This is a genomic window from Ruegeria sp. AE4 (assembly GCF_056542185.1).
In genome coordinates, this window is sequence record NZ_JBQFZK010000011.1 from 14655 (window position 1) to 36354 (window position 21700).

A 21700-nucleotide genomic window follows, 5' to 3' on the forward strand; every position below is an offset into this window, starting at 1 on the left:
ATAACCGGTCTTCCATCCCGAGACCGGTTCCCGCCAGATTAAGCGGTCTGTCATGAACGTGTCAAAAACCTTCGCTCAAAATCGACGGCTCGCGCCGGGCTTTGCAATCGCGGTTTGGGCAGACACGGCAATTTGGCCCGACCTGAGTGACCGGCACCTCGTCTGACGGGTCCCTGACCGGGCGCACCACCATGACCGAGCGATAGGCCGGGTCCTGATCGTATCCCGACACCGCATGCGGCCAGGCATAAGCGACGCATTCGAACACGGCCGAGGACCTGCCGGTCAGGACGACCTGCTTGCGCACCGGCACCAGCGGACGGCTGAGGGCCGTAAACAGCGGCCAAAGCGGGCAGACATCGCCGTGTCGGGGCAAGGTAAACCCCTGAATCGGCTTGAGAAACAGGATACTTCCAGACGCGTCGCACAGCACCATGCCGACCGGTTGCGACAGGATACCATCCGGCAGAAAGGCCAGGCGCCTGAGGACGGTGGCAAAATCAACCGAGAACCGCTGCGCCAGTTCGATGGGGTTCGGATCACCCTGCTGAACAACCGCTTTGACGGCCTCCAGCGGCAGCGCCTGCGCGTCTGCGCGATAGATCCTGAGAACTTCGCGCGCGACGGTGCGCGCCGCCGAGGTATTGAGCCCGCTCAGGTCAACCGCGTCCACATCACCCCCGTCTTCCAGTTCGGAAATCGTGTAGGCGCGGGCTTCAAAGAAGGCTTCGACCTCTTCCAGGGGAACGGCACGCGGATCAACCGCCGAGTCGCTTTCGTCGAGGAAGGTCACCAGCGCCTTGGAACTGCCTGCCAGCCGTTCGGCATCCTGATGCAGGTTCTTGTGGAAACGCTCGCGCCATTCGGCCTCGATATCTTGGGTATCCGCTAGGATCGCGGCGGTCGAGCGTATGGCGGCGGCGGTTGACAGAACCTCGTGCATCGACGCGGCCAATTGCGGGTCGTGCGTAAGGCGGTCGGACAGGGTTTCGACGTTCCGCTCCAAAGACACGACACGGCGATGCATTTGCGCCAGAACACCGGCCCAGCCGGGAAAGCGCCCGGCGAACTCCTCGAGCCCGTCAATCTCGGCCTTCTGCCCGACCGCATCCTCGGCCGCCTCGCGCAGGGCGGAAACCAGAGTTGCCTCGATCCCCTGTGTCAGGACCGAAGGTTCAACGCCCAGCGCCGCCGCGATATCGACCAGCAACTTGCCCCCGATCCTGCGGCGATTGTGTTCGATCAGGTTCAGATAAGACGCCGATACTCCGGCCTGCCGCGCCAGTTCGGCCTGCCGCAGCCCGGCAATCTGCCGTCTTTCGCGAATGCGACTGCCTGTCAACGTGTCGCGCATGCTTACTTTCCCTGAATTCAGACCCGTCGAATTTCACGCTCGTTTTCAGATTATAGCATCTGTTTCCGCAGGTTAATCATTTCTTTTCAGCTGACATTTACAACTTTCACAACTTGGCGCAGACCACAGCATCGGTTTCGGGCGTCAATCTGGCGCAAGACATCGCATCCCCCCTTCATTTCCGCGCGCTTTCCCGGCACCATACACGCATGAGCGACCCCGCCTTTGAATATGCGCCGATCGGGCTTGTTGAGCTGGAAAACCGGATCATCCGGCGCTGCAACCTGCAATTTGCCCGCACGTTTGGCGGAGAAGAAAACGACTATCGCAACATGCCGCTGTTGCACCTTTACCCTTCGGTCGCGGATTGGGAGAGGATTGGCGAACGCAGCCTGCAGGTGATGCGCGGCACCGGATATTACACGGATGAGCGCGTCATGCGCCGCCGCAGCGGCGACCTGTTCTGGTGCCGCGCCCGGGGCCGGTCGCTGACGCCCGACGACCCGTTCCGCCACGGTATCTGGAGCTTTTCCGACATATCCGAGGAACGACCGCTGGTTGAACTGACCATCCGTGAACGCGAAGTGGCCATCCTGTCCTGCCGCGGCCTGTCGGCCAAGGAAATCGGAGCAGAGCTGGGCCTGAGTTACCGCACAATCGAGGCTTACCGCGCCCGTTTGCTTGAAAAATTCGGCGCACGAAAGCTGTCTGAACTGGTCGCCAAATTATCGGGGATGCCCCTGTGACCCGTCCGACCCTTTAAATTACGCGTGAAACGCATGCCAGATGGTGCGAGTCGGCGCTTTTCATGCACCGCCGCTTAGCCTATAACCCTGCGTAATTTGATCAGAGCCCGCAAGAAACAGACGGGCCAAAGGGGAACCGTCGAGGATACTCATGACAGACACCAAACACGAAGCGGATGTGGCATTCATCAAGGCTCTGGCCGAATTGCTGCGCGAAAACGATCTGACCGAGTTGCAGGTCAAACGTGAATATGGCGAAGAAGACAGCCTGAACGTGCGCGTCAGCCGTATGACACAGACCGTGGCCGCTCCGGTTCAGATGGCTGTTCCTGCGGCAGCGCCCGCCCCTGCTGCGGCACCGGCTGCGGCCCCCTCGGCGGCCCCTGCTGCCGCCGAAGATCCGGCCAGCCATCCGGGCGCTGTCACCTCGCCCATGGTGGGCACGGTCTATATGCAGCCGGAACCCGGCGCGCCCGCGTTCATTTCCGTCGGCGCGACAGTGTCTGAAGGCGACACGCTGCTGATCGTCGAAGCGATGAAGACCATGAACCACATCCACGCCCCCAAATCGGGCACCGTCAAGCGCGTGCTGGTGGGCGATGGCGACGCTGTTGAGTTCGGCACCCCTCTGGTCATCATCGAGTAAGGCGGGCCCATGTTCGACAAGATCCTGATTGCCAACCGAGGCGAGATCGCCCTGCGCGTCATCCGCGCCGCGCGCGAGATGGGGATAAAAACGGTTGCCGTCCACTCCACCGCCGACAGCGACGCGATGCATGTGCGCATGGCGGACGAATCGGTCTGCATCGGCCCCCCGCCCAGCCCGCAAAGCTATCTGTCGGTGCCCGCGATCATTTCGGCCTGTGAGATCACCGGCGCGCAGGCGATCCATCCCGGCTATGGCTTTTTGTCCGAAAACGCCGAGTTCGTGCAGATCGTCGAAGATCATGGCATCACGTTCATCGGCCCCACCGCGGAACATATCCGCGTCATGGGCGACAAGATCACCGCCAAGGACACGATGAAGGCGCTGGGTGTGCCTTGCGTTCCCGGTTCGGACGGTGGCGTTCCCACGCTGGCCGACGCCAAGCGCATCGGTGAGGAATTCGGCTATCCCGTCATCATCAAGGCCACGGCTGGCGGCGGTGGGCGCGGCATGAAAGTCGCGATGAACGCGAACGAGATGGAAAGCGCCTTCATGACCGCACGCGCCGAAGGCAAGGCCGCCTTTGGCAATGACGAGGTCTATATCGAGAAATATCTGACCACGCCGCGCCATATCGAGATTCAGGTCTTTGGCGACGGCAAGGGCAATGCGGTGCATCTGGGCGAGCGCGATTGTTCGTTGCAGCGCCGTCACCAGAAGGTCTTTGAAGAGGCCCCCGGCCCCTGCATTACCGCCGAAGAGCGCGCCCGGATCGGCAAGATCTGCGCCGACGCGGTGGCCAAGATCAACTATATCGGCGCAGGCACCATCGAGTTCCTGTATGAAAAGGGCGAGTTCTATTTCATCGAAATGAACACCCGCCTGCAGGTGGAACACCCTGTCACCGAAGGAATTTTCGGCGTCGATCTGGTGCGCGAGCAAATCCTTGTCGCAGCGGGTGAACCGATGTCTTTCGGTCAGGACGATCTTGAGATCAACGGCCATGCCATCGAGGTCCGGATCAACGCGGAGAAGCTGCCGAACTTTTCGCCCTGCCCCGGCAAGATCACGGCCTATCACGCGCCGGGCGGTTTGGGCGTACGGATGGATTCGGCGCTTTATGACGGCTATTCGATCCCGCCCTATTACGACTCGCTGATTGGCAAGCTGATCGTGCAGGGCCGCGACCGGGCCGAGGCGCTGGCGCGTCTGCAACGCGCGCTGGGAGAGTTGATCGTCGACGGTATCGACACCACCGTACCCCTTTTCCACGCCCTGTTGCAGGAGCCCGATCTGCACAGCGGCGAGTACAACATCCACTGGCTGGAGCGCTGGCTTGCGGAGAACATGGAAAAATAAGGGCCATGTGCCAGAGGGCCCGCGCCCTCTGGTCGCCCTATCACCGGCATGAGCCTGACCCCCGAACTGCTGCTGCACGGGTATTCCATCGGTATTTTCCCGATGGCCGAACACCGCGACGATCCTGAACTGTTCTGGGTTGATCCCAAGTTTCGCGGGATATTTCCGCTGGACGGGTTCCACATCTCGCGCAGCCTTGCGCGCCGCATCCGGAACTGCGGGTTCGAGATTTCAATCAATCGGGATTTCTCCGGCGTTGTTGATGGGTGCGCTGACCGGTCCGACACCTGGATCAACGCGGAACTGCACGCCCTTTATCGCCAGTTGCACCAATCCGGTCATGCGCATTCACTGGAAGTCTGGGACGGAGCGGCGCTGGTGGGCGGCGTATATGGTGTGACGCTGGGGGCCGCGTTCTTTGGCGAAAGCATGTTTTCGCGCCGCACGGATGCCTCGAAAATCGCGCTCGCCTATCTTGTGGACCGGTTGCGGCAAACCGGCTTTCACCTGTTTGACACGCAGTTCCTGACCGCGCATCTGGCATCCCTTGGGGCGATCGAAATCCCGCGTGGCGCTTACAAGAAAGAACTGGAAGAAGCCCTGAACCAGAGCGCCGACTTTGCTGCGCCGATCACTCAGTCCGCAGAAGGCGTGATACAACGGATGACCCAAACGTCATACCGCGCGTGATCCAGCGCATTCAGCGCCGGAGAGGTCGCGATCATCCAGCCATCAAATAGCTGATCCGCTTTGCCCGTTTCCCAAATGGTCAGATAGGCGAAGGCATCGCCTGTCGGGTTATCCACCGGATACCGGCAATCCCCCAGCGCCACATCCAGCCCGAACACAGCTTCGGTCTGACCTGTCTGCAATTCGATATCAACCGTCTGGCCACTGACTTTGTCGAGCCCGCGCAGCATGGCGCCGGGGCCAGAGTTGACTTTCTGCTGCGCGGCGGCGCCGGTTCCAGCCAGCAACAGGGCAATCAGGGCGGCGCGCATCATTCGCCGCCATCTCCGGCTACGAACTTGACCAGCAGCGAGATCAGGCTGACCGCACCCTGGGTATCCTGAATCTCATCTCCGGGTTCAAAAAAGAAGGGTGAACCGCCAGGCATGACTTCGACAAAGTTTCCACCCAACAGCCCTTCGGAAGAGATCACGATGGCGCTGTCATCGGGCACAAGCACGCCTTCGGCAACAGAGAAAGTCGTGTCGGCACGATAGGTATCCGGGTTCAGCTTGACCCCGGTAACGGTGCCGATTTTCACCCCGGCAAGACGGACATCCGTGCCAACGCCGACCCCTTCCAGCGACCGGAACGAGGCGCCCAGCTCATAGCCCGCGGCACCTTGCGACAGGCCGGTCGATTGGCTGGCATAAACGCCAAACGCGATGGCACCGGCCAATACGACGCCTCCGACAAGAACTTCGGTCCAGTTATGGGTCGACATCTTCGCCTCGTTTATTCCGGGCTCCAGGCCTCGTAATCCCTGCGCTCAACCGGCTTGGCCCGCCGCAGCGACCCGGCAGGCGCATAGGCCAGCGCCGTACCTGTCAGGTTCTCCTGATGCGGTTTTTCCCAGGCTTTGTGCGGCAGCGGTTTGTCGGTCGGGGGTTCGTCCCAGGTGCGGTGCAACCAGCCGTGCCATTCGGGGTCAACCCGGCTGGCTTCGGCCTCGCCATTGAAAATCACCCAGCGCCTGCTGTCGTCGGCGGTGCGATAAAACACATTGCCTTCATTGTCTTCGCCCACTTTCACACCCTTGCGCGCCGTATAAAGCTGCGTGTTCAGTGTTGACCCGTTCCACCAGGTCACGGCTCGTAAAAGACTGTTCAGGATTCCCATCGGCTGCCTCCGGCATTTCGGTCGAGAGAAGGTATGGACCAAAGGCTCGCCAAGGTCCAGTGCCCCTTGGGCTTCCAGTGTCACTGCGGCAGGAAGGCGGTCACTTCGATCTCGATCCGGTACTTCGGATCAATCAAACCGCATTCGATCATCGTCGCAGCCGGTGGATTGGCGCCAAACGTCTCGGCCAGAACCGGCCAGCACGGCGCGAACTCATTGCGGTCCGGCAACATGTAGGTGACCCGAACCACATCTTCAAAACCCGCGCCCGCCTCAGCCAGTGCCTTGCCGATGATGTCCAGCGCTGACCGGCATTGCGCCACCACGTCGTCGCCCTGCCCGACGGTCCCGGCGACATGAACCCAGCCGCCCGCAACCACCGCACGGCAATAGCCGACTTTCGCCTCAAACTCACCGCCCGAAGAAATGCGCTTCACTGTCATAACCCGTCACCTTTGTTGTTCGAAAGCTTGCTTAAGCTCCCGCTGCCTGATTGCGCATGCCTTCGCGTACGAGCGACGGATCCCCAGCTTCATCTGGCTATAAATATCCCGGGGGAGATGCCCGAAGGGCAGCGGGGGCAGAGCCCCCTGAACCTGTTCAACTGAAGTCCCGCCGCCGCGAAATGACCGGCCTCAACCCGCCGAGGCCGATTCCTTGGCCGCATCGGCATAGATGAACAGCGGCTGCGCGTCGGACATCACCGCCTCTTCGTTCACCACAACTTCGCTGACATTTTTCATGCCCGGCAGTTCGAACATGGTGTCCAGCAGGATATCCTCGAGAATTGACCGCAGGCCGCGCGCACCGGTTTTGCGCTCGATGGCTTTCTTGGCAATCGCCTTCAGCGCGTCATCGGTAAAGCCCAACTCAACATCTTCCAACTCGAACAGGCGCTGGTATTGCTTGACCAGGGCGTTCTTCGGCTTGGTCAGGATGGTGACCAGTGCTTCCTCGTCCAAATCCTCCAGCGTTGCCAGAACCGGCAGACGACCGACGAATTCGGGGATCAGGCCAAATTTCAGCAGATCTTCAGGTTCCAGATCCTTGAAGATCTCGCCCACGCCGCGCTCGTCATTGTCACGCACATCGGCGCCAAAACCCATGGCCGAGCCCTTGCCGCGTTGTGCAATGATCCTGTCCAGACCCGCAAAAGCGCCGCCACAGATGAACAGGATGTTCGTGGTGTCCACCTGCAGGAATTCCTGCTGCGGGTGTTTGCGGCCGCCCTGCGGCGGAACGCTGGCCACGGTGCCTTCCATCAGTTTCAGCAGCGCCTGCTGTACGCCTTCACCGGACACGTCGCGCGTGATCGACGGGTTCTCGGATTTGCGGGTGATCTTGTCGACCTCGTCGATATAGACGATGCCGCGCTGCGCGCGTTCGACATTGTATTCGCTGGCCTGCAACAGCTTGAGAATGATGTTCTCAACATCCTCACCCACGTAGCCGGCTTCGGTCAGCGTTGTGGCATCGGCCATGGTAAAGGGAACATCCAGTATCCGGGCCAGCGTTTGCGCAAGCAATGTCTTGCCACAGCCGGTGGGGCCGATCAGCAGAATATTGGACTTTGCCAGTTCGATATCATTGCCCGCCTTCTGGGCGTGGTTCAGACGTTTGTAGTGGTTGTGGACCGCAACCGACAGGACGCGTTTTGCGGTGGCTTGACCGATCACGTAATCGTCCAGCACTTCGCAGATATCCTTGGGCGTCGGAACACCGTCCGAAGACTTCAGCCCGCTGGCCTTGGTCTCTTCGCGGATGATGTCCATGCAAAGTTCGACACATTCATCACAGATGAAAACGGTCGGGCCTGCGATCAGCTTGCGCACCTCATGCTGGCTTTTGCCGCAGAAGCTGCAGTAGAGCGTGTTTTTCCCGTCACCGCCTGAATTCGTCGCCATGATCTACCTTTCGGGCCTCATCCCAGCACCCCCGGCGGGGATGCGTTTCGCCTGTTCGTGCAGCTTAGGCCAGCGCTTTGGCCGCTACAATCTCAAAATGGTTCCTGCACCGGAGGCACAGGCTCCGAAACTCAGACCTCATCCGCGTCCATTTTTGCGCGATTTTCCACGATCTCGTCGATGTGGCCCCATTCCTTGGCCTCTTCCGGACTCATGAAATTGTCACGGTCCAGCGCTTTTTCAACCGCCTTTTTTGTCTGCCCGGTATGACGCACATAGATGTCATAAAGGCGATCCTTGAGCTTTTGCGTCTCGGCTGCGTGGATCATGATATCGCTGGCCTGACCCTGATATCCGCCGCTGGGCTGGTGCACCATGATCCGGCTGTTAGGCAGCGAAAAGCGCATCCCTTTCTCGCCACCGGCCAGCAGAACCGATCCCATCGAGGCCGCCTGACCGATCACCAATGTGGAACATTTCGGCTTGATATACTGCATTGTATCGTAAATCGACAAACCGCTGGTCACCACGCCACCGGGCGAGTTGATGTAGATCGAGATTTCCTTGTTGGGGTTTTCCGCCTCAAGGTGCAGCAGCTGCGCCACGACCAGATGGCTCATGCCATCGTGAATCGGGCCGTTGATGAAGATGATCCGCTCTTTCAGCAGGCGGGAGAAAATATCATACGCGCGCTCGCCCCGGCTGGTCTGTTCAACGACCATGGGAACAAGCGTATTCATGTAGGTATCTACGGGATCGAACATTCGTAACCTGCCTGTTTTGCTGTGGATCGGGACATTATCCCAACAAGTGTTACCTGAGTCTTAGTGTTGGCTCCGGGGGGCTGCAAGGGGGTGTCGGTGAGAACGCGGAATGAATGTGGATCGCCGTCAATAAGATTGTCACACCTGCCGCTGTCCCGCAGCTGCACGCTATCCATGATTGCGCCCCGCTAAAGGGGCTGCGGGGAAAACGGCTGCGGGTTCCCCTTTTTTCATCACGGTTTTTTGATTCATACATATAGCAATAATTGATCGAAACATGTACTGAAGTGGCTCGCAGGCGACGAGCTTTACGTAACGGAAACTACGCCCGGTCAACGGGTTCACAAGGAACACATTCGATGGCACTTCCACAGCTGTCTCAGGACATGTCGCAACACGACCTGGATCGTATGGTCGATAATGCGACACGCGCGTCCAACTTCCTCAAAGCAATCAGTCACGAAGGCCGGCTGATGATCCTGTGTCACCTGGTGTCCGGTGAGAAATCTGTCACCGAGTTGGAAGAGCTGTTGTCCGCCAGACAAGCCGCTGTTTCACAACAGCTTTCCCGCCTGCGTCTGGAGGGGCTTGTGATACCGCGCAGAGAGGGCAAAACCATCTTCTACCGGTTGGCCGATGACCGCCCGCGCCGGATGCTTGAAGTGGTGTACGAGCTGTTCTGCGGTGACGACAGAGGCTAGCTCTGGCTTGGTGTCGAGAAAGGTGCTACCGAATCCGTATCGAGCACTGAGGAGACACACATGATCCGCGTAATTCTGATTGGCCTGAGCCTGTTTGCACTGACCGCCTGCGAAACCGCCAAAGGAGCGGGCAAAGATATCGAAAAGGCCGGGGATGCAATCCAGAACGCAGCTTCGGACGTGCAGGAAAGCCTATAAGCGCGCTTATCTTGCGGGCAACCCGAACATAAACGCAATATATGGTTGAAGAGTGCGCCCATACGCAGTAGTCTAGCCCTACAGGTGCATAGACGCGGCATTGCATATCTGACACTAAATCGGGGCTCTTTCGCGCACGCAGAAGAGCCCCGTTCCCATTCGGCAGGGGTGAGTGGTAGCCTGTATGAAACCGAATTTCGGCAAAGGAAAAGGCGTCAGGTGCGCAGACGCGGTCTTTGCATGTACCCTTTCGGATACGCCCTGACGCCTTACCGGGTCGACGTACCCCGAGGAGCACTCCGATCCAGTCGCCCCAGCCCCCTGAGAGACTGTAGCCGCCGCTTTGTCCCCTAAGGTTCATCGCGACATGCATTGGCCGTCTGAGAAGATGGCCACCCGACCTGGGTCTGAGACCCATATCTGGCTGATCACCCACCGGTAAGCCTTTGCAGTCAAACGCAAATCCTAAGATCCGCCTTCCTCTGCCCAGACCCCCTTGGCCTTTGCGTCCCGCCCCGGTTCCGAAGACCCTGTGCGGTGAGATGACTGTTGCACCACGCCCTGCATCCGACAAGAAAATAGCACTGCAGCATGAAAATTAGACGGGGATAAGATGTTGATATCCGGCGGGAGAATTTTGTGGATAACCTGAGAAATGCCCATCCCGCGAAGGGTTGAGGGCGGAAAAAACCGGACGTGACCCCGGCACCCGAAATTCCCGCGATGCTGCGGGTGCAAAACGCTCCGTGCGGACCGTTAGGCCGAAATTGTGCGATTTGTACAACGCTCGGACCCCCAATCTTACGAATCGTACAGACGGAGATTCGCCGATGCGCTGCACCATTTCCTATGCCCGCGCCCATCTGGGGCCGCTGATCACCCGCGCCCAGGACCCGCGCGAGGTGATCATCCTGACCCGGCACGGCAAGCCGCTGGCCGCGCTGGTCTCGATGACCGAGGCCAACCGGATCTGGCAGTTGCAGGATGATGAGGAGATCGGATGGAAACACCCGCTGTCGGGGCTGCGGGGGATGTGGTCGAAGGGGCGCAACATCCCCGGTATGGAACCGGGACCGGACGGCCGCTATGTCACCGCACGCGAGGCCGCGCTGAAGGTCCGCGAGATCCAGATGACCCGCGCCGAGGAACGCCGCATTCTTGCGCGGGGCGGTCTGGATCCTGTCGCAGGCGGTGAACTGGCCGCCCGGCCTGCCTCCGCACGATGGAGACGCTGGTTCCGTTTCTGAGAAGCGTTCCGGCCCGGCGGTGGTACCAACACCCCCTCCGCCGCAATCCGTGAGCAATGGCGGCTCATACCCCTTAACAACCCGACCGGGCCGGAAACGCTTCGGTTCACCTGACGGGCCGGAACGGGGTCGAAAACAGTCCCGGTGCGCAGGCTACGGAAATCTCTGATCTGATGATCGGCACCCTCCTTTGGGATGCGGGCCGTGGTGGCCTGTGACTGAGATTGGAAGGGCGCGCGGCGGTTACAACTTGTCTGAAGGAAACTTCATCAAGGGTTCATGCGCGGGAAAGGTGGGCAAGAAGAAAACCCCACCCCTGCCCGGTATTGCGCATTGCGTTTTTCCTTCCAACACCGCGCGCCACAACTTAAACAGGGATTTCAAATAACTGCCCTCATCCGGGGGCGTCCGATCCAATTTGAAAAGCCCCAGACAGAACATGCGATTTCCAAAACGACAACATCGAGAGTTCAAGAGCGTTGTGCGCAGGTTCCGCAACGAGTTTTCACTGTTCGTGCTGGAACAAAGCCGCGGACAGGTGCTGTGCGGGCCGATGAAGGGGTTTCGCTTTGTCGAAAACGCATTCTGGGGCGGGCACTCGGATACGGCCACGAAAATCTTTGGCCTGTATGAGCAGCAGAACCTGAAGGTGCTGAGCAGCTCGGACAAGCCGGTGCTGGTGGATATCGGCGCGGCGGACGGCTTTTGGGGCGTCGGGCTGGTGGCCGCCGGGCAGTTCGAAAAAAGCGTGTGCTTTGAGGTTTCGGCAAAAGGCCGGGATGTGATCCGGGAAACAGCGGAGCATAACGGCGTGGGCGACCGTGTGACGGTGTTTGGGGATGCGCTGACGGACACGGTTGAAAACATCGCAAGCGTGGCCCCCGACCCGGCGGACATCTTCTTTCTGATCGATATCGAGGGCGTTGAATTCAGCCTGTTGACCGAAGATTTTCTGACGCATTACCGCAGATCGGAATTCCTGATCGAACTGCACCCCCAGATGGTGGAGGATGGCGATGCGAAACTGAAAGCGATCGAAGCGTTTTGCGCCGGGTATTTTGATATCGCCTATGTGGACGGAAGCGTGCGTGACACGTCCGAGATGGATGAGATTATCCGGTTGGGGGATGATTTCAAATGGCCGATCCTGTCCGAAGGGCGCGGTTTTCCGATGCAATGGTTGCATTTGGTGCCGCGCGGGTGAGGTGCGGGTCAGACGGTTGACCCGCAGACCCGAGGGCCGCAAACGGCCAGAACCCCAACGGCGCAAGCGCAGATACAACCGCCCAACCAACCCCACCCCGTAGGGCGGGCTTCAGCCCGCCACCGGACACAGCCAATCCATGCGCATTGGTTTGGGGTCGGGGAAATGGGGGAGTGGCGGATTGGCGGGCTGAAGCCCGCCCTACGGGTGGTCGATGGAACCGAAGAGCGGCGCAAACGCACCGCCCGTTTTGCCGGAGGCAAACCTTCGGTTTGACGGGGGCGAGTCGGCGCGACCCGGCGGTGCCGCCGGGCGGATGGCTTTAACAAATAAGCAAGTAAGCTAGCTACTTCTTCTTTATCTCAGGCAAAGGAGGTAGAATCGGGAACATCTCTCTCAGTTTTTCGTACTTTGAACGAACCGTTCCCGGAGAAGCTATCTCAATAACACCGATAATCGAAGCAATGCTCCCAACGTAGCCAACGGTTACTGGGTTCGCGACCGCAGCAACCAGCGCCGTGCAGAACACAAAGCGTCCGACATAAATAGATCCAGTTTTAAACGCCTCAGAAAGCCGCCGTCTAAGAACTTTTTTACGCTCTTCACTTTGAGTGAAGACAATTCCGTCAGACAATTCGCGCATTTCGTTGGCAATATCCCTAAGGATAGTTGGAACAGAATTGTCTACAAGCGGTTCTCCATCAGCAGCAACTGCGTTCTCCATCATGCTCGCAATCTCAGAGAATTGTGTCCCATCATCAATCTCCGCATCAGCAATAAGTTGTGCCGCGTCGATCTCTTGAGCACGAGCAAGCGCTTCGCGGAAGTATAGCCGCATCAGCTCCAGATGATCTCGCTCAAACCCTTGGAACGCTTCATCGTCCCAGTGATTTACGGCGGCTTTGAAATCTTCGGAGTTCGCTCCTCTCGAGATGATCTGCCCCCAACGGTTCAATAGCCTCGGGTTCGGTTCATCTTGAGCACATTCCGATTTATAGCGCTCCAGTTGTCTGATGAATTTATCGGATTCGACATTTGAGCCGACAGCCAACTCTTCAATTAAGGCGTCAGCTTGCTTGTTTAGCGATTCTAGGAGGTTCGAACGATCAGACACAAACTCATCGGCTTCATAGTCCAGTGAGTCTGATCGGAACGGAATTGGAACAATTTGGCGACCATCAGCATCCAAGTCAAAATCAGTTAGCGCAGCTCGAAGGATGGACCGTTTGAGTTCCTGTTTTGTCTGGATTGGATCGATTAAGAGACCTTGGTCAACATCATCAAACAAGATCATCGACCGATATTCTTCGCGGAGTTCCTCCGCTGCCAAAATCAATGCTCTCCGATAAGCTCTATCGGGCACGGTAACTCCGCGCTCCCAATTACTGATAGTTCCTGCCGATACACTAGCAGCTTCAGCCCAAATATGTTGCGCAAAAGTTCGTCTTCGCAGCGACGCGAAAGCCTGCCTATCAAAACGAGACATGCCGCGTTCAATGAACGCATCGAAGTCATCAAGAACCGCAGAATAGTAGTCGTACACTCCTAACGATGGGCCGTCATCCATACTCTGTCCTCAAAAATATTTTTTAAAAATATATAGTTGTCAGAATATGATTTCAACTACACGAACTAAGAATTATCCATCCATCTTCAGCGCTGAAATAAACGCCTCCTGCGGGATATCTACCTTCCCGAACTGGCGCATCTTCTTTTTCCCCGCCTTCTGCTTGTCCAGCAGTTTGCGTTTCCGGGTGGCGTCGCCGCCGTAGCATTTGGCGGTCACGTCCTTGCGCAGGGCGGACAGGGTCTCGCGGGCGATGACCTTGCCTCCGATGGCGGCCTGGATCGGGATTTTGAACATGTGGCGCGGGATCAGGTCCTTGAGCTTTTCGCACATCGCGCGGCCCCGCATCTCGGCCCGGTCGCGGTGAACCATGGTCGACAGCGCGTCGACCGGTTCGTCATTCACAAGGATCGACATCTTGACCAGCGCGTCCTGACGGTAGCCGGTCATCTGGTAGTCGAAGCTGGCATAGCCCTTGGTCACCGATTTCAGGCGGTCGTAGAAGTCAAAGACAACCTCGTTCAGGGGCAGGTCATAGACGACCATGGCGCGCTGGCCCGCATAGGTCAGGTCCATCTGGATGCCGCGGCGGTCCTGGCAGAGTTTCAGCACGTCGCCGAGATATTCGTCGGGCACCAGAATGGTCGCCTTGATACGCGGTTCCTCAAGGTGGTCGACCTTGGACAGGTCGGGCATATCGGCGGGGTTGTGCAGCTCGATCATCGCGCCGTCTTTCATGTAGACGTGATAGATCACGCTGGGCGCGGTGGTGATGAGGTCGATATCGTATTCACGCTCGATCCGGTCGCGGATGACCTCGAGGTGCAGCAGGCCAAGGAAGCCGCAGCGGAAGCCAAAGCCAAGCGCGGCCGAGGTTTCCATTTCATACGAGAATGAGGCGTCGTTCAGGGCCAGCTTTTCGATCGCGTCGCGCAGGTCTTCGAATTCGGCTGAATCCACCGGGAAGAGGCCACAGAACACCACCGGCTGTGCGGGTTTGAAGCCCGGCAGTGCGACTTCGGTGCCATTGCGGTCATTGGTGATGGTGTCGCCGACGCGGGTGTCGCGGACCTGCTTGATCGAGGCGGTGAGAAAGCCGATCTCACCCGGGCCGAGGCTGTCGATCATCTGCATTTCCGGGCGGAAGACACCGACGCGGTCGACATGGTGCAGAGTGCCGTTCGACATGAACTTGACCCGCATCCCCTTCTTCAGCGTGCCGTCCATGATGCGGACCAGAACAATGACGCCCAGATAGGCGTCGTACCACGAATCCACCAGCATCGCCTTGAGCGGCGCGTCCAGAGTGCCCTGCGGCGCGGGCAGTTTGTGCACGATCGCCTCCAGCGTTTCGTGGATGCCCTGCCCGGTCTTGGCGCTGACCTGAATGGCGTCGCTTGCATCGATACCGATCACGTCCTCGATCTGTTCGGCCACGCGGTCACAGTCGGACGCGGGCAGGTCGATCTTGTTCAGGACCGGCACGATCTCATGATCGGCGTCGATGGCCTGATACACGTTCGCCAGCGTCTGCGCCTCGACCCCTTGGGTGCTGTCCACAACCAGCAGCGAGCCTTCGACCGCGCGCATCGACCGGCTGACCTCGTAGGCGAAATCCACGTGGCCGGGGGTGTCGATCAGGTTCAGCACATATGTCTCGCCATTCTCGGCGGTATAGTCGATGCGAACCGTGTTGGCCTTGATGGTGATGCCACGCTCGCGCTCGATATCCATGCTGTCGAGTAGCTGTTCCTTCATGTCACGATCCTGCACTGTCCCGGTCTCCTGGATGAGCCGGTCAGCAAGGGTGGATTTGCCATGGTCGATATGCGCGACGATGGAGAAATTGCGGATATGAGCGAGGTCTGTCATGGAGTGGGGATATGCGTCGGAAATGGGCTGTGGTCAATGGTTCAAGATGATCTGCCGCGACCAATACAACTTCATTGCCAATCGCATACAAATCGCTTCAAGGAATGTACTTAGCACCAAACTTGATGCAGGAGATAAACTTGCATTGCGGCGAAACACCGTTTCAAGGCCAATGCGCTCGCTGAAGGGCCTGCATGTTGGATGTAAAGCACTGATTGTACGTATACTCTGAAGCAAACTCCACATCCCGGATGTCAAGAATTGAACGCGCAACGTCGCCTTCAATGCGATCACTCGACCAATAGTCTTCATTGGCGATCAAGCTCTGTAGCGGGCTTCTTGGAGAATAAGGTGAGGCGAGCAACGCAGCAGCAGTTACCGTACAATCGGCGACCTCATCCGCACAGTAAATGCTACAAAAGTTACGAATGGGGGTCCAGGCCACTATCTCTGAGCTAAGTTTCGTTGCTTTTTCCCTGATGCCGGCGTCACTAATCAATTCTCTTGGAGTAAATAGGCCCCAAGCTAGTTCGGAAGATAAGAAGCGATCATCTCCAGTATTCAGCCAAGCGAGCGATGCCGAACCTCCCAGATTGGAACCCTCCGAATTATGTTTCTGCAGGTACAATGCCCAGAACAAAAAGACACTGGCGTCTTGGGGTAGTTTGTGGTCGAGGCCTTGCAAAACCTCAACCAAATCAGCCCCTTCACCATCGTAGAGCATAGATTGCGCTGCAAGCATCGCGGTAATTGGTTCACCAAGTTCGACCAACACTGCAATCGCAGGAGCTTTATTCTCGAATTTGGCAACTTGTAGCAGGGCAAGGGCCAGAGGCTCGGAGTTTTGCACTTCCGTTAGCCATGATTTGCCCGACAGACCACCAGGTTTTCGCAGTAGAGCTATGCGATCCTTGCGATCCATTTCGGACGTCACATGCGCATGAAAACTACTTCGACTTGCGATGTTCGCCAGCAATATTTGAGCTGCAGCATTTCCATTTTGGGCCTGAGCAGAAAGGCTTTGCAATGCAGCCAGATCTTCGCCACCCAACCAAGCTAGAACCGCTTCTCTGAATTCCGGCGCGTCTTGACCTTGCAAAGAGGGCACTTCCGACAAAGCCACCATTGGATAAAACCAAACTGCGGCTGACAGAATCAGCTTTTTTATCGAAATCACTGCCCTACCCCTTGTATTCGCCGCTCAAATTCGCTTCCGGCATTTCCCGATGCGCGGCTTTTGTCCTCGTCAAATCAACACCGTTTGATTTGCCTGTCAAAACAATTGATCCGCGGGCCCGTTTGATTCATACTCCGCCGCAGACCGAGAGGGGCGCAAGACCCGTCCGGGCAGGCAAAAACGAGGCTCGAGTATGAAACAGTTCCTCATTATCGCAATTTGTGCGGCATCGCTGACGGCGGTGGCTCAGGTCGCGGATGCGGCGCAGATCAGGCAGGCGTGCATGGCGTCGGACCGCTCGGCGGCGACGCGGGACCGGTGCAGCTGCATTCAGCGCGTGGCGGATCAGGCGTTGACGCGCAGTGATCAGAAAACCGTGGCGAAATGGTTCAAGGACCCCCATCAGGCGCAGGTGTTGAAGATGTCGAAATCCGCGCGCGATGATGCGCTGTGGGACCGGTACCAGAACTTTGGCCAGATGGCGCAGGCGATCTGCAGCTAACCCGTTCAGAATGCTTGACCTGATCCACGCTGCGTCCCAGAAAGGCGCAGCGAAAGGTGTATTGCATGGTAATGAAAGGGCTGACCCTGCGGGGCCTTGAAGTGTTCGAGGCATTGGCGCGGACGGGATCGGTGGCGCAGGCCGCCGAGATCACGGGGCTCAGCCAGCCATCCGTTTCGCAGCAATTGCGCAATCTGGAAAACGCGCTGGGGACCGAATTGGTCGATCACGGGCGGCGACCGATGCGGCTGACGCAGGCGGGGCGCAGTTTCCTTGCGCGGGCCGAGGCGGTTCTGTCCGAGCTGCACATGGCCCAGAGCGAGCTGTCGGTCATGGATCTGGGCCATCTGACCACGCTGTCGATCGGGCTGATCGACGATTTCGACAATGATCTGACGCCGCGGCTGGCCACCTTGCTGGCCGACAGCCTGACCCGGTCGAAATTCAAGCTGATCACCCTGTCGAGCCTTGATCTGTTCGAGGCCCTGGCCGAGCAGCGCCTGCATATGGCGGTCACCGCCCATAGCGGCGAAGTGCTGGAGGGGGTGGTCGAATACCCGCTGGTCCACGATCCGTTCATTCTGGTGGCCCCACAGGGATCGGGGGGCGTCGAGGCCGTGCAGGAGCGGCTGCCGTTTCTGCGCTATGCCCGCGAGCAGCTGATCAGCCGCCAGATCGAGGCGCATCTGGCGCGCCGCTCGCAGGTGTTCGAGGAACGGTTCGAGATCGGCTCGCACATGGCGCTGATGGCCATGGTGGCGCGGGGTTTGGGCTGGGCGATCACCACGCCGCTGGGCTTCATGCGCGCGGCGCGGTTCCATGAGGGGCTGGAGGCGCACCCTGCCCCGTTCGGGGATTTCTCGCGCAACATATCGCTGCTGGCGCGCACCGAGTGGTCCGATCAGGTCCCGCAGGAGGTTGCGGGCATGACCCGGCGTCTGATGCAGAACCAGATCGTGGACCCGGCGCTTGCCAAGCTGCCCTGGCTGAGCGGCCAGTTGCGGGTGACCGGCGGCTAGGTGTCCAGATGGGCGGCAAGCCCGTCAACTGCGGCTTCGATCAGGTCCAGCGCGCCGTCGAAATCCCGCGTGTAATACGGATCGGGTACGTGATCGGCACCGGTCTGAGGGGCGAAATCCGTTAACAGGCGAACCGGTGTGCCGTTGCCCGGTGGGCGCAGGTCTTCGATATCAGCGATGTTTTGGGCATCCATGCCGATGATCAGGTCGAACCGGTTGAAATCCGCGACGGTGAACTGGCGCGCGCGCAGGTCGCCGAGGTCGATGCCTCTGCGGTTTGCGGCCTTCTGCATCGGGCCATAGGGCGGATTGCCCGCGTGCCAGCCCATGGTTCCGGCACTGTCGGTTGCATGATGCGGCGCGCGGGCGCGAAAGACGCCTTCGGCCGCGGGAGAGCGGCAGATATTGCCCAGGCAGACAAAGAGGATACGGTGTGTCATGGCCAAGGTGTAACGCGCGGAGGGGATATGGGAAAGATCGTCATTCTGACCGGGGCCGGGATTTCGGCTGAAAGCGGGCTGAGCACCTTCCGCGACGAAGGCGGGCTGTGGGCGCAGCACCGGATCGAGGATGTGGCCACGCCCGAGGGCTTTGCCCGCGATCCCGCCTTGGTGCAGGGGTTTTACAATGCGCGCCGCGTTCAGGCCGCCGCTGTGCAGCCCAACGCGGCCCACATGGCGCTGGCCCGATTGCAGCAGGGCTGGCCCGCAGAGGTCGTGATCGTGACCCAGAACGTCGACAGCCTGCATGAAGCGGGCGGTGCGACGGGTGTCATCCACATGCATGGCACATTGGCGGGTGCCTTGTGTTCCGGGTGTGATCATCGCTGGCCGGCACCGCCCGAGATGGCCGTTGCCGAGCCCTGCCCCGCCTGCGGCCAGCCCACCGCCCGGCCCGATGTGGTCTGGTTCGGTGAGATGCCTTATTACATGGACGACATCTACGACCACCTTGCCAGCGCATCGATCTTTGCCGCCATCGGCACCTCGGGTCAGGTCTATCCGGCGGCGGCCTTTGTCCACGAGGCGCAGGCGGCGGGTGCGCGGACGGTCGAGATCAATCTGGAACCGACGACCGGGCCCTCGGGCTTTGATGAGCGCATTGTCGGCAGGGCATCCGAAACGGTTCCGCGATGGGTCGGTCAGCTTCTTGCGGAAAATTCTTAAGCTACAGACAACGCTGGCTTAATTTGTGTACACTATCTGCGATAGCGACTGGAGGATGCGCCATGACTGATCAAGACCCCCGCACCGGTGAAATCCTGGATGACGGCAGCATGGCCGGGCGCGACATGCTGGGGGAACAGCTTTCCAGCCTGTGGTGGACTTTTCTGCTGCGCGGGGTGCTGGCCGGGCTTGTGGGCATCGCGGCGCTGTTCTGGCCATCGGGCAGCATCGCGCTGCTGCTGCGGCTGGTCGGTGTTTTGCTGATCCTCGACGGTGGGCTGACGCTTTTGGGTGTTGGCCGTCGCGGGGTGCTGGGTGGTGCCGCGATCGGCGCGCTTCTGATCGGGCTTATCTTGCTGATCTGGCCGGAAGGCACGGTGAAACTGGCGTTTTTCCTGTTGGGCGCATGGGCGCTGATCATCGGGATCGGATCCCTGGCGGCTGCCGGGCAGATGCATCCAAGTGACCCGCAACGCGGTTCCATGCGCGTCTCGGGATTTGTCGCGCTTGTCGTCGGGCTTGTCCTGATGATCTGGCCGGCGGTGGCGCTGGTTGCGCTGGGATGGGGTATCGCTTTCTCGGCGCTGGCCATGGCCGCTGTGATGTTCTGGCTGGCCTCGCGGTTCCGGCAGGCGGGCGACCGCGTCGGTATGAAAACCATCAACAAATAGCACTATCCGCAGCCGCGTGGAAAACAGGCCGGGCAAAGCCCGACCTGACGCATGGATGAGGGCCGCAGCGCGGCCCGAAGACAGGCGTTGCCCTAGTTCGAATGTGATCCGTGGCCGCCTTTGTCCTGACGTTCCAGATCGACGGGGATCTCGATCTCGACCTCGCCTGCCTTTTCAAAGATCAGCGTGACCGACACCATGGCGTCCTGTTCGAACGGGGCCGTCAGACCCATGAACATCACATGGTCGCCGCCGCGTTTCAGCATGTGGGTTTCACCGGCCGGAATTGCAAAGCCTTCTTCGACATGCACCATCTTGGCCACGCCGTTTTCATCGACCTTGTGGGTGTGCAATTCCACACGCGCTGCCGCGTCCGAGGTTGCACCGATCAGCCGGTCATCGGCGTTGCCCTGATTGTGGATCATCATGAACGCGGCACCGGCGATGGCGGTCTTGCCCGAGGACCGGGCATAGGCGTCGTCAACCTTGATGGGGCCTTCGGCAAAGGCGGGGATGGCCAGCGACACGGCGGCCAGAGTTGCAAGCAGAGTGGTATTGAGGGACATCGTGCCTCTCCTGTATAAAGGTTTGAAAAGGGTGGGTTTCAAACGCTGACAGGAGGCGCGCGGGCCGGGGCTGCGGGAACCGGCAGGGCGATCTGGTTGCCCAGATGCCGCAGCGGAGCTGGCTGCGCCCGTTCCGGCGCGGCTGGCAGTGCTGGTTGCGCGACAGCCACGGCCCCCAGCAGGGATATTGCATAGTCCGGGCAAAAATGCGGCGGTGCAGTGGGTTGCCCGTTTTCGTCCATATAGACGACGACCGGGCCGGTGCCCGTACACAGCACCATCTGGCCCACGGCCTTGTCCATGCCGCGCGACATGGCCAGCCCCTGCCCGGTCAGAACCAGCAGCAGGGACAGCGCATAAGGCAGAAATCTGGTAACAGCAGGTCTCATTCTGACCCAGCTATAGGTCAGCAGCGGGAAAAGCTTCAAGCGCCAAAGGGTCGCGCTTGAAGCTGTTTTTCAGTAATCCAGTCCGGGTCTTTTTACCGTGTCTGCGGTGAAGCTGGTATGGGACCGGTTCACCCAGCGCTGCATCCGCGTGCAGGTTGCAATCGCCTTGCGGAATACCGCGGCCAGAAACAGGAAAAGATAAAAACTTTTTAACGTCATAATGTGGCCCCCGCCTGATGAATGACAGTGACGTTAGGTCAGATTCGGAAACCTGTATGTGAAGAAGTTCACCAATGGCGAAAAATTAGTTCCAGATTGAGAACAATGGGGGCCGAAAGGGGCTGGCCCAACAGAAAAGGCCCCGCACGGAGAGGGTGCAGGGCCTGAAATTCTGTTGGTTGAAAGACCTTAGGCCGAAGCTTGCGCCTTGGCGATTTCTTTCTTCACTTTCAGAGCGTTTGCCGACAGCTCATCATCCTTGGCTTTAGCCAGGAACGCGTCCAGACCACCGCGGTGGTCAACCGAACGCAGCGCAGCCGCCGAGATGCGCAGCTTGACACCACGGCCCAGAGTTTCGGACTGCAGGGTAACGTCATTCAGGTTCGGCAGAAAACGACGACGAGTTCTGTTTTTGGCGTGGCTGACATTGTTGCCAGTCATCGGGCCTTTTCCGGTCAGTTCGCAACGGCGCGACATGGTTTCTTCCTTTGTTTCTGGAGGCCGGGCTGGATACCCGCGGCCAAATCACAAGGGGCGCAACCCGAAGTCGCGCCCGAAAACTGGTTGGATGCGTGTAGTGG

At 59.2% G+C, this 21700-nt stretch carries 27 protein-coding genes; 12 read left to right on the top strand and 15 right to left on the bottom strand.

Annotated features, from left to right (window positions below; all coding sequences use genetic code 11):
• Positions 1 to 61: 61 nt before the first annotated feature.
• The gene (locus ACR0EK_RS13775; RefSeq protein WP_480539506.1) at positions 62 to 1354 is read right to left on the bottom strand and encodes a helix-turn-helix domain-containing protein; all 1293 of its coding nucleotides are present in this window, start codon (positions 1352 to 1354) and stop codon (positions 62 to 64) included.
• A 209-nt stretch (positions 1355 to 1563) separates the two neighbouring features.
• On the opposite strand from ACR0EK_RS13775, the gene ACR0EK_RS13780 reads away from it, so the two are divergent.
• From ACR0EK_RS13780 to aat, 4 genes are all read left to right on the top strand, one after another.
• Positions 1564 to 2100: a LuxR C-terminal-related transcriptional regulator gene (locus tag ACR0EK_RS13780; RefSeq protein ID WP_209505755.1), complete on the top strand. Its 537-nt coding sequence runs from the start codon at positions 1564 to 1566 to the stop codon at positions 2098 to 2100.
• Positions 2101 to 2251: 151 nt separating this feature from the next.
• Complete coding sequence (gene accB, locus ACR0EK_RS13785) at positions 2252 to 2746, top strand: acetyl-CoA carboxylase biotin carboxyl carrier protein (protein WP_480967876.1); 495 nt, start codon at positions 2252 to 2254, stop codon at positions 2744 to 2746.
• A 9-nt stretch (positions 2747 to 2755) separates the two neighbouring features.
• Positions 2756 to 4105: an acetyl-CoA carboxylase biotin carboxylase subunit gene (gene accC / locus ACR0EK_RS13790; RefSeq protein ID WP_480539510.1), complete on the top strand. Its 1350-nt coding sequence runs from the start codon at positions 2756 to 2758 to the stop codon at positions 4103 to 4105.
• 48 nt (positions 4106 to 4153) lie between these two features.
• Positions 4154 to 4795 carry a leucyl/phenylalanyl-tRNA--protein transferase gene (gene aat / locus ACR0EK_RS13795; RefSeq protein WP_245222579.1) on the top strand — a complete coding sequence of 214 codons (642 nt, stop codon included), beginning with the start codon at positions 4154 to 4156 and terminating at the stop codon, positions 4793 to 4795.
• Here aat and ACR0EK_RS13800 read toward each other — a convergent pair.
• The 6 genes from ACR0EK_RS13800 to ACR0EK_RS13825 form a co-directional block, all read right to left on the bottom strand.
• Complete coding sequence (locus tag ACR0EK_RS13800) at positions 4741 to 5109, bottom strand: DUF2155 domain-containing protein (RefSeq protein ID WP_480488407.1); 369 nt, start codon at positions 5107 to 5109, stop codon at positions 4741 to 4743. The genes aat and ACR0EK_RS13800 overlap by 55 nt on opposite strands.
• Positions 5106 to 5558 carry an outer membrane lipid asymmetry maintenance protein MlaD gene (mlaD, locus tag ACR0EK_RS13805; protein ID WP_480488409.1) on the bottom strand — a complete coding sequence of 151 codons (453 nt, stop codon included), beginning with the start codon at positions 5556 to 5558 and terminating at the stop codon, positions 5106 to 5108. The genes ACR0EK_RS13800 and mlaD overlap by 4 nt, the downstream gene beginning before the upstream one ends.
• 11 nt (positions 5559 to 5569) lie before the next feature.
• Complete coding sequence (locus ACR0EK_RS13810) at positions 5570 to 5953, bottom strand: NADH:ubiquinone oxidoreductase subunit NDUFA12 (RefSeq protein WP_267364687.1); 384 nt, start codon at positions 5951 to 5953, stop codon at positions 5570 to 5572.
• 80 nt (positions 5954 to 6033) lie between these two features.
• A complete protein-coding gene (locus ACR0EK_RS13815) occupies positions 6034 to 6396 on the bottom strand; it encodes a RidA family protein (RefSeq protein ID WP_480560320.1) in 363 nt (120 codons plus the stop codon).
• A gap of 192 nt (positions 6397 to 6588) precedes the next feature.
• Positions 6589 to 7857, bottom strand: a complete 1269-nt coding sequence (gene clpX / locus ACR0EK_RS13820; protein ID WP_209505741.1) for an ATP-dependent Clp protease ATP-binding subunit ClpX — start codon at positions 7855 to 7857, stop codon at positions 6589 to 6591.
• Positions 7858 to 7988: 131 nt separating this feature from the next.
• A complete protein-coding gene (locus tag ACR0EK_RS13825) occupies positions 7989 to 8621 on the bottom strand; it encodes an ATP-dependent Clp protease proteolytic subunit (RefSeq protein WP_209505739.1) in 633 nt (210 codons plus the stop codon).
• A 359-nt stretch (positions 8622 to 8980) separates the two neighbouring features.
• Here ACR0EK_RS13825 and ACR0EK_RS13830 point away from each other — a divergent pair, with 359 nt between their 5' ends.
• The 4 genes from ACR0EK_RS13830 to ACR0EK_RS13845 all read left to right on the top strand — a co-directional run bounded on the left by ACR0EK_RS13830 (position 8981) and on the right by ACR0EK_RS13845 (position 11971).
• On the top strand, positions 8981 to 9322 hold the full coding sequence (locus tag ACR0EK_RS13830) for an ArsR/SmtB family transcription factor (protein WP_480900242.1): 342 nt from the start codon (positions 8981 to 8983) through the stop codon (positions 9320 to 9322).
• Between the two features lie 60 nt (positions 9323 to 9382).
• On the top strand, positions 9383 to 9520 hold the full coding sequence (locus ACR0EK_RS13835) for an entericidin A/B family lipoprotein (protein WP_209505735.1): 138 nt from the start codon (positions 9383 to 9385) through the stop codon (positions 9518 to 9520).
• A gap of 830 nt (positions 9521 to 10350) precedes the next feature.
• Entirely contained in the window at positions 10351 to 10767 is a 417-nt protein-coding gene (locus tag ACR0EK_RS13840; RefSeq protein ID WP_480518955.1) for a type II toxin-antitoxin system Phd/YefM family antitoxin, read from the top strand.
• Positions 10768 to 11206: 439 nt separating this feature from the next.
• Positions 11207 to 11971, top strand: a complete 765-nt coding sequence (locus ACR0EK_RS13845) for a hypothetical protein (RefSeq protein ID WP_480967877.1) — start codon at positions 11207 to 11209, stop codon at positions 11969 to 11971.
• Positions 11972 to 12317: 346 nt separating this feature from the next.
• On the opposite strand, the gene ACR0EK_RS13850 is transcribed toward ACR0EK_RS13845, so the two are convergent.
• From ACR0EK_RS13850 to ACR0EK_RS13860, 3 genes are all read right to left on the bottom strand, one after another.
• A complete protein-coding gene (locus ACR0EK_RS13850; protein WP_480900246.1) occupies positions 12318 to 13538 on the bottom strand; it encodes a helix-turn-helix domain-containing protein in 1221 nt (406 codons plus the stop codon).
• A gap of 72 nt (positions 13539 to 13610) precedes the next feature.
• Positions 13611 to 15410 carry a translation elongation factor 4 gene (gene lepA, locus ACR0EK_RS13855; protein WP_480967878.1) on the bottom strand — a complete coding sequence of 600 codons (1800 nt, stop codon included), beginning with the start codon at positions 15408 to 15410 and terminating at the stop codon, positions 13611 to 13613.
• Positions 15411 to 15573: 163 nt separating this feature from the next.
• Positions 15574 to 16587 (bottom strand): hypothetical protein, encoded by a 1014-nt coding sequence (locus ACR0EK_RS13860; RefSeq protein ID WP_480484519.1) that lies wholly within the window; start codon positions 16585 to 16587, stop codon positions 15574 to 15576.
• 193 nt (positions 16588 to 16780) lie between these two features.
• Between ACR0EK_RS13860 and ACR0EK_RS13865 the strand changes: the two genes are divergently transcribed.
• Both ACR0EK_RS13865 and ACR0EK_RS13870 read left to right on the top strand, forming a co-directional pair.
• Complete coding sequence (locus tag ACR0EK_RS13865; protein ID WP_480900250.1) at positions 16781 to 17089, top strand: hypothetical protein; 309 nt, start codon at positions 16781 to 16783, stop codon at positions 17087 to 17089.
• Between the two features lie 65 nt (positions 17090 to 17154).
• On the top strand, positions 17155 to 18108 hold the full coding sequence (locus ACR0EK_RS13870; protein ID WP_267365618.1) for a LysR family transcriptional regulator: 954 nt from the start codon (positions 17155 to 17157) through the stop codon (positions 18106 to 18108).
• Here the strand turns inward: ACR0EK_RS13870 and ACR0EK_RS13875 are convergent.
• Entirely contained in the window at positions 18105 to 18548 is a 444-nt protein-coding gene (locus ACR0EK_RS13875; protein WP_480539524.1) for a low molecular weight protein-tyrosine-phosphatase, read from the bottom strand. The two genes, ACR0EK_RS13870 and ACR0EK_RS13875, sit on opposite strands and share 4 nt — an antisense overlap.
• Before the next feature lie 27 nt (positions 18549 to 18575).
• Here ACR0EK_RS13875 and ACR0EK_RS13880 point away from each other — a divergent pair, with 27 nt between their 5' ends.
• Positions 18576 to 19274: an NAD-dependent deacylase gene (locus tag ACR0EK_RS13880; RefSeq protein ID WP_209505714.1), complete on the top strand. Its 699-nt coding sequence runs from the start codon at positions 18576 to 18578 to the stop codon at positions 19272 to 19274.
• 62 nt (positions 19275 to 19336) lie between these two features.
• The gene (locus ACR0EK_RS13885) at positions 19337 to 19945 is read left to right on the top strand and encodes an HdeD family acid-resistance protein (RefSeq protein WP_209505712.1); all 609 of its coding nucleotides are present in this window, start codon (positions 19337 to 19339) and stop codon (positions 19943 to 19945) included.
• A gap of 92 nt (positions 19946 to 20037) precedes the next feature.
• Here the strand turns inward: ACR0EK_RS13885 and ACR0EK_RS13890 are convergent, their stop codons facing one another.
• The 4 genes from ACR0EK_RS13890 to rpmB all read right to left on the bottom strand — a co-directional run bounded on the left by ACR0EK_RS13890 (position 20038) and on the right by rpmB (position 21596).
• Complete coding sequence (locus ACR0EK_RS13890) at positions 20038 to 20511, bottom strand: copper chaperone PCu(A)C (protein WP_480967879.1); 474 nt, start codon at positions 20509 to 20511, stop codon at positions 20038 to 20040.
• Positions 20512 to 20549: 38 nt separating this feature from the next.
• Positions 20550 to 20900, bottom strand: a complete 351-nt coding sequence (locus tag ACR0EK_RS13895; protein WP_480488427.1) for a hypothetical protein — start codon at positions 20898 to 20900, stop codon at positions 20550 to 20552.
• Between the two features lie 69 nt (positions 20901 to 20969).
• Positions 20970 to 21119 (bottom strand): hypothetical protein, encoded by a 150-nt coding sequence (locus tag ACR0EK_RS13900; protein ID WP_209505706.1) that lies wholly within the window; start codon positions 21117 to 21119, stop codon positions 20970 to 20972.
• 189 nt (positions 21120 to 21308) lie between these two features.
• Positions 21309 to 21596 carry a 50S ribosomal protein L28 gene (gene rpmB, locus ACR0EK_RS13905; protein ID WP_008756960.1) on the bottom strand — a complete coding sequence of 96 codons (288 nt, stop codon included), beginning with the start codon at positions 21594 to 21596 and terminating at the stop codon, positions 21309 to 21311.
• Positions 21597 to 21700: the final 104 nt, after the last annotated feature.

Bases quoted from the DNA above. Each gene is read 5' to 3' on its own strand.
- ACR0EK_RS13810 (WP_267364687.1), bottom strand. From the start codon at position 5,953: ATGGGAATCCTGAACAGTCTTTTACGAGCCGTGACCTGGTGGAACGGG.
- mlaD (WP_480488409.1), bottom strand. From the start codon at position 5,558: ATGTCGACCCATAACTGGACCGAAGTTCTTGTCGGAGGCGTCGTATTG.
- accC (WP_480539510.1), top strand. From the start codon at position 2,756: ATGTTCGACAAGATCCTGATTGCCAACCGAGGCGAGATCGCCCTGCGC.
- ACR0EK_RS13800 (WP_480488407.1), bottom strand. From the start codon at position 5,109: ATGATGCGCGCCGCCCTGATTGCCCTGTTGCTGGCTGGAACCGGCGCC.
- ACR0EK_RS13775 (WP_480539506.1), bottom strand. From the start codon at position 1,354: ATGCGCGACACGTTGACAGGCAGTCGCATTCGCGAAAGACGGCAGATT.
- ACR0EK_RS13825 (WP_209505739.1), bottom strand. From the start codon at position 8,621: ATGTTCGATCCCGTAGATACCTACATGAATACGCTTGTTCCCATGGTC.
- rpmB (WP_008756960.1), bottom strand. From the start codon at position 21,596: ATGTCGCGCCGTTGCGAACTGACCGGAAAAGGCCCGATGACTGGCAAC.
- ACR0EK_RS13845 (WP_480967877.1), top strand. From the start codon at position 11,207: ATGCGATTTCCAAAACGACAACATCGAGAGTTCAAGAGCGTTGTGCGC.
- ACR0EK_RS13880 (WP_209505714.1), top strand. From the start codon at position 18,576: ATGGGAAAGATCGTCATTCTGACCGGGGCCGGGATTTCGGCTGAAAGC.
- ACR0EK_RS13870 (WP_267365618.1), top strand. From the start codon at position 17,155: ATGGTAATGAAAGGGCTGACCCTGCGGGGCCTTGAAGTGTTCGAGGCA.
- ACR0EK_RS13895 (WP_480488427.1), bottom strand. From the start codon at position 20,900: ATGAGACCTGCTGTTACCAGATTTCTGCCTTATGCGCTGTCCCTGCTG.
- ACR0EK_RS13890 (WP_480967879.1), bottom strand. From the start codon at position 20,511: ATGTCCCTCAATACCACTCTGCTTGCAACTCTGGCCGCCGTGTCGCTG.
- ACR0EK_RS13830 (WP_480900242.1), top strand. From the start codon at position 8,981: ATGGCACTTCCACAGCTGTCTCAGGACATGTCGCAACACGACCTGGAT.
- ACR0EK_RS13815 (WP_480560320.1), bottom strand. From the start codon at position 6,396: ATGACAGTGAAGCGCATTTCTTCGGGCGGTGAGTTTGAGGCGAAAGTC.
- ACR0EK_RS13885 (WP_209505712.1), top strand. From the start codon at position 19,337: ATGACTGATCAAGACCCCCGCACCGGTGAAATCCTGGATGACGGCAGC.
- ACR0EK_RS13875 (WP_480539524.1), bottom strand. From the start codon at position 18,548: ATGACACACCGTATCCTCTTTGTCTGCCTGGGCAATATCTGCCGCTCT.
- ACR0EK_RS13865 (WP_480900250.1), top strand. From the start codon at position 16,781: ATGAAACAGTTCCTCATTATCGCAATTTGTGCGGCATCGCTGACGGCG.
- aat (WP_245222579.1), top strand. From the start codon at position 4,154: ATGAGCCTGACCCCCGAACTGCTGCTGCACGGGTATTCCATCGGTATT.
- clpX (WP_209505741.1), bottom strand. From the start codon at position 7,857: ATGGCGACGAATTCAGGCGGTGACGGGAAAAACACGCTCTACTGCAGC.
- lepA (WP_480967878.1), bottom strand. From the start codon at position 15,410: ATGACAGACCTCGCTCATATCCGCAATTTCTCCATCGTCGCGCATATC.
- ACR0EK_RS13835 (WP_209505735.1), top strand. From the start codon at position 9,383: ATGATCCGCGTAATTCTGATTGGCCTGAGCCTGTTTGCACTGACCGCC.
- ACR0EK_RS13780 (WP_209505755.1), top strand. From the start codon at position 1,564: ATGAGCGACCCCGCCTTTGAATATGCGCCGATCGGGCTTGTTGAGCTG.
- accB (WP_480967876.1), top strand. From the start codon at position 2,252: ATGACAGACACCAAACACGAAGCGGATGTGGCATTCATCAAGGCTCTG.
- ACR0EK_RS13850 (WP_480900246.1), bottom strand. From the start codon at position 13,538: ATGGATGACGGCCCATCGTTAGGAGTGTACGACTACTATTCTGCGGTT.
- ACR0EK_RS13840 (WP_480518955.1), top strand. From the start codon at position 10,351: ATGCGCTGCACCATTTCCTATGCCCGCGCCCATCTGGGGCCGCTGATC.
- ACR0EK_RS13900 (WP_209505706.1), bottom strand. From the start codon at position 21,119: ATGACGTTAAAAAGTTTTTATCTTTTCCTGTTTCTGGCCGCGGTATTC.